The organism is Microbulbifer sp. (assembly GCF_051659245.1).
In the GTDB taxonomy this organism is placed as follows: domain Bacteria; phylum Pseudomonadota; class Gammaproteobacteria; order Pseudomonadales; family Cellvibrionaceae; genus Microbulbifer.
Map to the genome: position 1 here is coordinate 1 of NZ_JBOFOC010000165.1, position 9,670 is coordinate 9,670.

General features: G+C 59.4%; 11 protein-coding genes. 6 read left to right on the top strand and 5 right to left on the bottom strand.

Translation table 11 applies throughout. The features are described 5' to 3' along the window. Positions 1-311 precede the first annotated feature (311 nt). Positions 312-1,796, bottom strand: a complete 1,485-nt coding sequence (locus ACRC0P_RS15965) for a S8 family serine peptidase (protein ID WP_438632298.1) — start codon at positions 1,794-1,796, stop codon at positions 312-314. Between the two features lie 140 nt (positions 1,797-1,936). On the opposite strand from ACRC0P_RS15965, the gene ACRC0P_RS15970 reads away from it, so the two are divergent. Genes ACRC0P_RS15970 through ACRC0P_RS15980 form a run of 3 tightly spaced genes read left to right on the top strand, consistent with a single transcriptional unit; the run spans position 1,937 to position 3,745 of the window. After that, the gene (locus ACRC0P_RS15970; protein WP_438632299.1) at positions 1,937-2,425 is read left to right on the top strand and encodes an RNA polymerase sigma factor; all 489 of its coding nucleotides are present in this window, start codon (positions 1,937-1,939) and stop codon (positions 2,423-2,425) included. Next, the gene (locus tag ACRC0P_RS15975; protein WP_438632300.1) at positions 2,422-3,186 is read left to right on the top strand and encodes a hypothetical protein; all 765 of its coding nucleotides are present in this window, start codon (positions 2,422-2,424) and stop codon (positions 3,184-3,186) included. Before ACRC0P_RS15970 ends, ACRC0P_RS15975 begins: the two co-directional genes overlap by 4 nt. Before the next feature lie 46 nt (positions 3,187-3,232). Next, positions 3,233-3,745 carry a CC0125/CC1285 family lipoprotein gene (locus ACRC0P_RS15980; RefSeq protein ID WP_438632301.1) on the top strand — a complete coding sequence of 171 codons (513 nt, stop codon included), beginning with the start codon at positions 3,233-3,235 and terminating at the stop codon, positions 3,743-3,745. A 182-nt stretch (positions 3,746-3,927) separates the two neighbouring features. Here ACRC0P_RS15980 and ACRC0P_RS15985 read toward each other — a convergent pair whose 3' ends face one another. Beyond that, entirely contained in the window at positions 3,928-4,851 is a 924-nt protein-coding gene (locus ACRC0P_RS15985) for a LysR substrate-binding domain-containing protein (RefSeq protein WP_438632302.1), read from the bottom strand. A 141-nt stretch (positions 4,852-4,992) separates the two neighbouring features. On the opposite strand from ACRC0P_RS15985, the gene ACRC0P_RS15990 reads away from it, so the two are divergent. The 3 genes from ACRC0P_RS15990 (at position 4,993) to ACRC0P_RS16000 (ending at position 6,960) form a co-directional block, all read left to right on the top strand. Continuing rightward, complete coding sequence (locus ACRC0P_RS15990; RefSeq protein ID WP_438632303.1) at positions 4,993-5,391, top strand: RidA family protein; 399 nt, start codon at positions 4,993-4,995, stop codon at positions 5,389-5,391. A gap of 396 nt (positions 5,392-5,787) precedes the next feature. Next, complete coding sequence (locus ACRC0P_RS15995; protein WP_438632304.1) at positions 5,788-6,168, top strand: DUF1428 domain-containing protein; 381 nt, start codon at positions 5,788-5,790, stop codon at positions 6,166-6,168. Positions 6,169-6,177: 9 nt separating this feature from the next. After that, positions 6,178-6,960 (top strand): VOC family protein, encoded by a 783-nt coding sequence (locus ACRC0P_RS16000; RefSeq protein ID WP_438632305.1) that lies wholly within the window; start codon positions 6,178-6,180, stop codon positions 6,958-6,960. Positions 6,961-7,199: 239 nt separating this feature from the next. Here ACRC0P_RS16000 and ACRC0P_RS16005 read toward each other — a convergent pair whose 3' ends face one another. From ACRC0P_RS16005 to ACRC0P_RS16015, 3 genes are all read right to left on the bottom strand, one after another. Continuing rightward, positions 7,200-8,018: a hypothetical protein gene (locus tag ACRC0P_RS16005; RefSeq protein ID WP_438632306.1), complete on the bottom strand. Its 819-nt coding sequence runs from the start codon at positions 8,016-8,018 to the stop codon at positions 7,200-7,202. A gap of 13 nt (positions 8,019-8,031) precedes the next feature. Continuing rightward, entirely contained in the window at positions 8,032-8,943 is a 912-nt protein-coding gene (locus tag ACRC0P_RS16010; RefSeq protein WP_438632307.1) for a DUF488 domain-containing protein, read from the bottom strand. A gap of 77 nt (positions 8,944-9,020) precedes the next feature. Beyond that, positions 9,021-9,434, bottom strand: a complete 414-nt coding sequence (locus tag ACRC0P_RS16015) for a DUF2784 domain-containing protein (RefSeq protein WP_438632308.1) — start codon at positions 9,432-9,434, stop codon at positions 9,021-9,023. Between the last annotated feature and the right edge of the window lie 236 nt (positions 9,435-9,670).

Consider the following 9,670-nt stretch of genomic DNA (forward strand, 5'->3'; position numbering starts at 1 on the left):
CTCCGATTACATCTTGTCGGCGCCAAAGGCGACCACGTAGAGAAGCCTGAAACTCAGTAACAGCTGTCCAGTGCAAAAACCAGATTAGTGGTTGACTTCAGGGGCCGCTTTAGAGAAGCGGCCCATGGCCGCGATCGATGTGTGGGTAGCCCGAAGTCTGATCGCGGCCATGGGCCGCTCCTACAGGGGTGATTGCCGTAGGGTGCGCCGTGCGCACCGGGCAGGGCTGGCGTGGGTTTCAAACCTTTTGGTGCGCACGGCGCACCCTGCGGCGCAGTATTTAGAGACACCTTCTATTCCGTTACTGGAATTCACTGCAGCAATCCATACCCGAACACCGGGTCGCGGCCCGGGTCGCCTAGATCCAGAGCCCTGTTGGCCAGGCGATCAATCACCTCGTCAGCACCGCCGGGATTGCCGGCCAGTTCACAGGCCACGAATGCGGAAACCACGGGCGCAGCCATGGAAGTTCCGCTTTCACGGCCGAATTCACTGCCACTGCGCGCGGTAACTACGGACACGCCAAACGCGGCAAAATCCACGTGTTCGCCACGGTTGGCCCAGCGGTAGATGCGCTGCTCACTGTCCACGGCAGTGGCGGAAATCACACCGGGGTAAGCCGCGGGATACAGCGGCGGCGCAGCCGGTCCGGCATTGCCGGCCGCGGCCACAATGGCTTTGCCGCGCCCGATCACCCGGTCGACGGTTGCCGCGAGGATCCGGTTGTCCGGTCCCGACAGGCTCATATTGATCACCTTGATATCTTTGCTCATCAACCAGTTCAGTGCCTCGACCAGGTGCATCATGGTCGCGCCCTGGGCATATTGATTGCGCGAGTAAAACACCGAGGCGTTGTACAGCGTCGCACCGGGCAGGCGCGGCGGCATTTGCTCGATGGCGCCCACGAATAAACCGGCTACGGCGGTACCGTGGGCATCGGGTTGGTCGATACCCTGTTCGAGAAAGCTTTTCTCCCGGATGCGGCTGTTACCAAAGGCGGGGTGGTCCAGTTGAATGGCGGTGTCCACCATGCCGATATTCAGCGACTGCCCGCAAATCGACGACGCCCCCTGTACCGCCTCCCGGGGAACCGTCTCGCCGTCGGCCTTTTGGGGGTTGTAAATTTGGGGGTTGTAAATATGGTTGCGGTCGAAGCGGTCCACCAGCGCGGCCGGCAGTAGCCGCCGCAGTGCATCGCGGGAATCGATCTCCTTCGGCACGCGGAAGCGCAATAAACTTAGGCCCAGTCCACCGAAATCGGTTTGCTCGAGAATCTCGATATCCAGTTGTCGCAAGGCAGCCAGTTCACCGGGTTCGAGCATCACCAGCCATTGGCGGTCCACCGCGCGCCAGCCGTTTTCCACCTCGACGTCGACAAAAACCGTGGCCCCGCCGGCATTGACGATTGGCAACCGCTCCGGGAGACCGGTCAATGGATCCAAAGTGGATTCGACTGCGTTTATCAATTCGCCGGCGTTCACTGCGTCTGTCAATTCGTCGACATCCAGCGCATCTGTCAATTCGTCGACGTTCACCGTGTCTATCAATTCGCCGGCGTCCACGGCGTCTGTCAATTCTCCGGTGTTCACCGCATCTTGTGTTTCCCCCACAGCGTCCGCGGCACTGGATTCGAGGTCCTGGCTCACCCGCTCCGCTTCACCGGTCACGCTCTCCACCTGGTTCAGAATCGATCCGGAGTCCAGCACTTGGGCCCGGGCCGCAGGCGACAGACACAGGAGCAGGCCCAGACCACCCACAATCAGAGGATTTCTCTTTTTTTGCCTGTGGTATTTCATATCACCGGTTCCGCTAACTATGACTCAATACTCTAATCACGTTTCTGGCTCAATAAAATTCCCCGATTTGACATAAAATCCGGGGAATAGATTCGGGGGCCCGGCCGTCTTCCGGGTGAAGATATTGTGAGACCTCAAATATGAAACAAGAGCTGACGTCTCTGGTACCCATGATACGGCGCTTTGCCTACTCGCTGACAGGCTCCATGGCGGACGCCGACGACTTGTTGCAGAGCACCATCGAGCGGGTGTTGAGCAAAAAAATTCCAAAGGACGTGGATTTGAACAAATGGGTGTTTCGCGTGTGCCGCAATCTGTGGATCGATGAGTACCGCTCGCGCAAGGTCCGCCAGGAGGCGGCCCAACAGCCGGAGTTGAGCGAAGGTCAGATAGTCGACGGAGAGCGGGCCATCGCCGGCGAGATGGAACTGGAACGGGTAAACCGGGCCATGGACCGGCTGCCGAACGACCAGCGGTCCATTCTCGCCCTGGTAGCCCTCCAGGGCATGTCCTACAAGGAAGTGGCGGCGACTCTGGAGATTCCCATGGGCACAGTGATGAGCCGTCTGGCCCGCGCCCGCGCGGCGCTGTGCGAGATCCTGAACGCATCCCCGGCGAGGACAACATGAACAGCCGCAAAGAAAACAAGCTGACCGACGAGATCCTGTCCGCCTTTCTCGACGCGGAACTACCGGAGTCGGAAATGGAGCGCGTTCGCCAGCGACTGTGCGATGACGAGACGCTCAGCGACCGCCTCGCCGAGCTGGCCGGTGTCGACCAGTTGGTGGCCGTCACCTACTCGTCCATCGACGAGCGCCCCCTGCCGGAGGCGGTGACAACCATGCTCGCGGAGGGCGGACCGCCCCGATCGGCACAGGTGATCCAATTCCCGCTCTGGCGCCGGGCACACGATCAGTTGCAGCGCCACGCCGGCCTCGCCGCCGCGGTTACCCTGGCCATCGGCCTGGGCGCGGGCTGGTTGCTGCCGGGTCAGCCGCAAAGCGATGACAACGGCTGGCGGCCCATCGCCGCGACCCTGGAGTACGCACCCAGCGGCAAGACCCAGGAATTGGCCGACGGCCGCCAACTGACACCACGGCTCACCTTCGTCAGTCGACAGGGCGATTACTGTCGGCAGTATCAGGTCGTAAGCGGCGCGCAAGGGTCCGAAAACATCGCTTGTCGAAGCGGGGACGGCGAGTGGCAGCTGACCGCATCGGTTCAACAGGATGCCGTACAGGAACCCGGCACCTATCGGACCGCCAGCGGCGGCTCGCTGCTGGACAGCGCCCTGGACGCCATGATCGCAACGGACATCGACCCGCGGGCCGAGGCGGAAATTATCGCCGACGACTGGAATAAAACACCGGCACAACCGTCAGCCCAATAAAGGACGCCATGACAGAAAGACACAAACAAACTGTTGGGGGTAACCCATGAAAATCCATACTGTGATCGCTTTTGCTCTTCTCCTCGCTACCGGCTGCGCCTCCCAGTCAGCCTACAAACCGGCCAACGGCTCCGGGTACGGCTACAAAGAGAGCCGGATTTCGGACAATCGCTACCGGGTGACCTTCAAAGCCCGGGGCGACGATCGGGACCGGGCCATGGACTACGCGCTGCTGCGCGCCGCGGAACTGACCCTGCTCAAGGGTTATGACTGGTTCGTGGTCGTGAACCGCGAAACCTTGAGGGACCGCAAGGAAACCGAAATGCAAAGCGGGTTCAGCAGCGGCGACCGGGTGATTACCCGGGACTGCGGCCTGCTCGGCTGCACCACCAGATCACACTCGACCCCACCCACTTACTCGGCGGGTGTCAGCGCCGGCGGACGCAACCGCACGGAGTCGACTCTGGAAATTCGCATGGGCAAGGGGGTAAGGCCTTCCAGTGGGGACAGCTACGATGCGCTGAGTGTGCGGGACAACTTGCAAACGAAAGCCGGTTGATCCCTGAGCCGGCGGAGCGGGTTCAGATCAAAGATAAACCGCTGAGATTCTATCCGGTCTGAACTAATCCATCCCAAGATATTAACGGCTCCAGGTGTTCGACAACACCTCGGCCTGCTGCAAAATTAGCTCAGCCGCCTCCGGCGCCTTGCCGCGCGGTCCTGCACCCCCACAGGTAGCGGTCACGCACCCCTTCGGTCAATAGGCGCATGCTGTGCCATCAGATCAGCGACCCAATCGATGAACACGCGCAGTTTGGTGCTGACATGCCGGTTCGGTGGAAATGCCACGTACATCGGCATCGGGTCGAGGCGCCAATCATCGAACAAGCGCACCAGTTCGCCGCGCGCTACATGCTCCTTGGCCATGTAGTCCGGTAGCCACAGCACTCCCAGGCCGGCCAAGCCAGCCGCAAGATAGGCATTGCCGTCGTCGACCGCGATCACGTACCGGCCGTGCACTTTGACACTCTCTCCGCCGCGATGCATGGCGTAGGGAGGGACTTTACCGGCGCGTGCCCATGTGAAGCCCACGATGTAGTGATCGGGGCCCGCCAGCTCCTGCGGGTGCGAAGGTGAGCCGGCGCTTTCCAGGTAGCTCGGTTCCGCGTAAACCCCGAGCTGCAGGTCGCCCACGTGACGTGCCATCAGAGAAAGATCGGTGAGCTCGCCGCCGCGCACGACGCAGTCCACGCCTTCGCCAATCAAGTCCACCATGCGATCACTCACGCCCATGTCAAACTGAATGTCGGGATATTGAGCGTGGAATGCGGGCAATGCCGGCACCAGGATCATGCGAGCCAAAGGGCTGGGAACATCCACTCTCAGTCGGCCTCGGGGCGATGCCGAGGCGGTGGACAGACTGGTTTCGGCATCGTCCATATCAGCCAGCAACTTTACGACTCGTTCGTAGTAGACGGCGCCGTCGGCAGTTACATTGACCTTGCGTGTGGTGCGGTTGAGCAGCCTGACACGCAGCCGTGCCTCCAACTGTTGCACTAGTTGCGTCACACTGGTCTTGCTCATATGAAGTGTCTCGGCCGCCTTGGTGAAGCTGCCAGTCTCCACCACCCGGACGAACACCTGCATCGCACTGAAACGGTCCATCTCTGCTCCAGACTCCTCGTGATTGTTTGGATTATACAAACAGTGTTGGTTGGAATTGATCGTTTATCCGGCCAATCGCAGTCATATAAAGTTCCTTCCTCGTTAACACCGGCTCGACTTCGACCCATTGATGGAGACACCATGACAGAGCGTGACGTCGTTTTCCCACCTGGCCGCCAGGCGCTTTATGAGCGTAATCGCTATTCACCGGCGAGCCGTTCCAATGGCTTATTGTTCGTATCAGGACAAGTTGGCAGCCGCGAAGATGGCTCCCCCGAGCCCGACTTGGAGAAGCAGGTCCGGCTCGCATTCGACAACCTGAATGCGATTCTTCAGGCCGCAGAGTGTACGTTCGATGACGTAATCGACGTCACCGTCTTCATTGTCGATCCCGAACCGAAGTTCGAAACGATCTGGAAGGTTGTGCAGGAATACTGGGGCAGCGCGCCGCACCCGACATTGACCGCTGTCGGCGTGACGTGGCTCTATGGCTTCCAATTCGAAATCAAGGTGATCGCGAAGCTACCGGAGACCACTTAAAGCTGACCTGTTCGGCACATTCCTCAGAGTGGAACACGCGGTCACTAGTCACGAGGACACCCAGTGCGCCGGGGGCACCCGCAAGCTGCGTCAGGTCGTTCGGGCGATGGTACAGCACCAGTCGCGGATGGAAGGCGCCCTGGGAGTCGGGAAGGGGCATGGTATCGGGTACTCGCTCAGAGGAAATATCATTATTTGCCAGCCCTGTTTTACGCCCTGCAAATGGCGCTTTGGGTCGGTAATTCGCTAGCCGTTCCCGCCAGCGCTATAAAATCACCGGGCCTGAGCTCCGCAAACGGGGTACTCGGGCCAAAATCCGCCCACCCCGTGTCGAATTCTCTTTTTCCCGCTCGACTAGGATTAAACACCCAACCAGGTAAATGGAGGAATCACCCCATGTCCTATATCGACGGCTTCATACTGGCAGTACCCACCGACAACAAACAGCGCTTTATCGAGCACGCCAAACTCGCAAACAGTGTCTTTATGGAACAGGGCGCCCTGCGGGTGTTCGAGTGCTGGGGAGACGACGTGCCCAAAGGCAAGGTCAACGACTTCTATAGCGCCGTCCAGGCCAAAGATGGGGAGACGGTGGTGTTTTCCTGGATCGAATGGCCGGACAAGGCGACCCGCGATGCGTGCATGGGCAGGATGGAAGAGTTGATGAAGACGGACCCGCGCATGAATCCGGAGAAGAACCCCATGCCTTTCGACGGCATGCGCCTGATTTACGGCGGCTTTGAGCCGGTAGTGGTTCTGGGCGGGGGAAAGCAGTAGGGGACTGACATGACAAATAAGGCAAACAGGCACGGCGATTTTATCTGGTACGAGCTGATGAGCGCGGACGCCGACAGGGCCCAGGCCTTTTACGGCGAACTGACGGGCTGGCGATTTTCCGACAGCGGCCAGCCCGGCCGCGACTACCGCATCGTGAATGCGGGGGAGGAACCGGTGGGCGGGCTGCTGCAGCTCACCCGGGAACAGCGGGAGTGCGGCGCGCAGCCCAACTGGATGGGCTATATCTGCGTGGACGATGTGGAAACAAGCCTGGCGGCCATCAGCGCCGATGGGGGCAGCACGATAATGCCGGCCATGGAGATCCCCGGCGCGGGCACCCTGGCAATGGCCGGGGATCCTCAGGGCATTCCCTTCTACATAATGCGTCCCGTCGGCGAGGGCAGGAGCCGGGCCTTTACCGGGGATACCTCGGCCATTGGTCACTGCGCCTGGAACCAGTTGATGACCACCGATCAGGCGGCCGCACTGGCCTTCTACGGCAGGCATTTCGGCTGGCACAAGAGCGGTGAAACGGATATGGCGGAAATGGGCAGCTACGAGCTCCTCAACCACGGGACCGACATCGGCGCCGTTATGACCGGCCCCCCGGACGCCGCACCCAACTGGCTCTACTTTTTCCGGGTGGCGGACATAGACGCGGCGGCCTCCAGCATTACCCGCCGGGGCGGTACCCTGCTCATGCCCCCCGCGCAGATTCCCCAAAGCGAGGAATACTGTCTTACCGCCGTCGATCCCGAAGGGACGGCTTTCGGATTGGTCGGCGGTAAATAGGAAGCCATCTATTTGCGGTGACGACCCGGGAACGCCGAGCTCCAGCTCGGCAAGCGGGCCGCAGGCCCGCCCTGGGGGAGTCCCGTCTTAAGCGATGCCATGATGCGCGTCTAGATGAACGGGCCGGCCTGCGTCAACTTTGGCTGATCAACGATATTGCGATTCCACAACCTGCCGTGGTGAGCAGTCAAGTTTCTCAAGCAGTGGAGTGGTCTCTACATTTTCTCCGCGATAAACTCTCAGAACAAACTCTGCTGAGGTGCATAAGGGGGGTGAAAGGTCCCGATGACCACATAGGGGTTGTCGAGCCTGCGCACATGCTGCTGGTATGTGGTACCGAGAAACAGGTATAAGTCCTTCGTTCTGGCGAAGTCGTCCAGGTACTTGGCTCGAACCTTTTCAACCGCCGTTGTCTCATTGGATCTTTTTAAACAATTCCAGTAAAGCTGGCCTATTTCCCAATCCTCGATCATCATCCTGGTGATCTTGCCCGTATCGTCCCGAAAGCGGTAAGAGAATTTCCACGGCAGCTTGCGCACCAGTTCGAAATCCGAGTGATCCGTGTCGTCGAACAGGGAGCCCTGACGCAGCGCAGCCTGCGCCGCCTCCTTGCGAGTCAGTTCCCACTCCGGCTCACACCGCTCCGCCACCAGATCAAGGATTTCCGTTGGCTTGAAGATAGCGAGCGAGAAGTCATTGTGCTTCGCTCCCTGATTGATCCTATCCAGGTTGGTGTAGATGGTGTTGCGGTCGAGAATCAGCCGGCGCCTCGCCTCCCAGTTCCTATCGGTCGGCACCTTTTCCAGCACCTGGATTTCATCGATGTTAGTCGGGCTATAGCTTTCCGGGCGCGGGTCCTTGGTGTTCTTTTTCAGATCCATCTCCACCCAGTGGTACTTGCCATACTGCTTATCCCGCTCGAGAAAACGGAACGGCGACGGATAAATCCGTATCCATGAGCCGTCCTCGCGGAAACCGGCGGTGCAGACCAGCTCAATATAGGTGGTGGAGAGGGTGGGGTAGGTTTTGACCGCAATAAGAATCCTTTCTCTGGTCATCCATTTTTCCTTTTTATAGATGCTTGATCGGGTACTTCCAGTCCGGCAATTGCTGAAGGGCCTTGGCAACACGGCCACGATGGCACATGCACTCCGTCGCCTCGAAGCAGGTGATGGCTATCCGCTTATGCTGCTTGACGATACCGGTCAGCCGTTGCAATGCTTTCTGGCTGTGGCGCAAGGTGGTAGCCTCGTATTCGTCGAACAGACGCTGATAGTCCGTCACCGTAGCTAGTGACTGCCGCTTTTCCGAGACAATTCCCAGCTCAGGCATGTGGATATAAAGGATGTCCAGACTTTCCAGCGTGGCCGACAGCACTCTCTTGGAAAAGCCATATTTTCGGCTGAGCGGGTTCTTTCGCACATCGCACAGCACCCGCACATTGTTGCGGATCAGCTGGTTCAGGTAGTACTCGAAGCTCTTGCCCTCATAGCCGATGGTGAAGAAGCAAGCGCGCTTCTGCTTAGGGCGCTCCACCTCGATGGCGGCCAATTGCGCCTTTGACATCAGCCGCCCGGCAATCTCGCTGCGGATGGCGTAATAGGGGTAACGGGCATACATCTCCCGCACCAGAGCATCACCGGAAAGGCCGGCATACTTATCCTGAAAACGCTTCATCTTCTCGCGATCGCTGTCCGTCAGCATGGCCAGATAGTTGGCGCGGGAAGCCAGCTCCCAGCGCTCCAGATCGGCGCTGATGGCCCCCAGCTCGGCGAGCTTGCTGCGATCCGCATAGGACTGGAAGGAAAAGCAACCATAGCGGTAAGGGACGAACTCATAACTCTTGTCCCGCTGGCACTGCTCGGTGAACAGGAACAGATATTTCTGCAGGTCGATATTGGACAACCGACCGCCGAAGGCCTGCAGTAGGGCCAGCAGGACTTTGTGGCGGTAGAAGGTGATACGGGGGGCGGCGGTTTTCATGCGGAGCACTTTAGCGGAAGTTGGGCGATGCCACCAGCAGGTGGCATGCTCTGGATTTAGGTGCGTTAGACGTCTGATCATCCCCGGCGCCTACCGAATGACCGCGGACGCACCCAATACCAGCTGGCGAGAACAAGCAGTCCAAACGCACTGTACACAAGCCTGAACACCCAGGCCGGCGCCTGGTAGTACAGCAGCGTCTCCAGCCAATGGGAGATAAAGGAACCCGTATAGACCGTTTCCCCGGCCTTCGCGCGCAACGCCATTTCCCAAACGGTGAACGGACAGATCACGCCCGCCCAGGATTCCGCAATAACGACGCCAATCGCCGCCAGGTGCGCCAGCCTGAACCAGGGGTTGCGAACCCAGTGCCAGTGCAGGAATTTGCCGACAAAGATCAACAGCAACCCGAGCACGACAAACGCCACAAACAGCGTGTGCAGCAACAGGACGACATCCGCGGCAAAAAGATAAAGGGATTGGTATTCCATAACGAGAGTTTAGAGTGAATTTTCCCGCCGCAGTTCACCACCCGGCGGCGCTCCGAATCCGACTCTGCACGGGCCCAAATGCGCTAGGCTGCTAGGGAACCTCTGAATAACTCAAGTTTCGGAGTTCGAGGTCTAGCAGATGGCACAAGCCGGGGCGTGATGCGCCCTTCTGGGACTGTCTGCGAGAGGGACCTGGCAGACAAGCCTACAGGGACGTATTCACGGCGTGTCCCAGA

Excerpts from the sequence above, each read along its gene's own strand:
- ACRC0P_RS15965 (WP_438632298.1), bottom strand. The coding sequence starts at position 1,796 with ATGAAATACCACAGGCAAAAAAAGAGAAATCCTCTGATTGTGGGTGGT.
- ACRC0P_RS15970 (WP_438632299.1), top strand. The coding sequence starts at position 1,937 with ATGAAACAAGAGCTGACGTCTCTGGTACCCATGATACGGCGCTTTGCC.
- ACRC0P_RS15975 (WP_438632300.1), top strand. The coding sequence starts at position 2,422 with ATGAACAGCCGCAAAGAAAACAAGCTGACCGACGAGATCCTGTCCGCC.
- ACRC0P_RS15980 (WP_438632301.1), top strand. The coding sequence starts at position 3,233 with ATGAAAATCCATACTGTGATCGCTTTTGCTCTTCTCCTCGCTACCGGC.
- ACRC0P_RS15985 (WP_438632302.1), bottom strand. The coding sequence starts at position 4,851 with ATGGACCGTTTCAGTGCGATGCAGGTGTTCGTCCGGGTGGTGGAGACT.
- ACRC0P_RS15990 (WP_438632303.1), top strand. The coding sequence starts at position 4,993 with ATGACAGAGCGTGACGTCGTTTTCCCACCTGGCCGCCAGGCGCTTTAT.
- ACRC0P_RS15995 (WP_438632304.1), top strand. The coding sequence starts at position 5,788 with ATGTCCTATATCGACGGCTTCATACTGGCAGTACCCACCGACAACAAA.
- ACRC0P_RS16000 (WP_438632305.1), top strand. The coding sequence starts at position 6,178 with ATGACAAATAAGGCAAACAGGCACGGCGATTTTATCTGGTACGAGCTG.
- ACRC0P_RS16005 (WP_438632306.1), bottom strand. The coding sequence starts at position 8,018 with ATGACCAGAGAAAGGATTCTTATTGCGGTCAAAACCTACCCCACCCTC.
- ACRC0P_RS16010 (WP_438632307.1), bottom strand. The coding sequence starts at position 8,943 with ATGAAAACCGCCGCCCCCCGTATCACCTTCTACCGCCACAAAGTCCTG.
- ACRC0P_RS16015 (WP_438632308.1), bottom strand. The coding sequence starts at position 9,434 with ATGGAATACCAATCCCTTTATCTTTTTGCCGCGGATGTCGTCCTGTTG.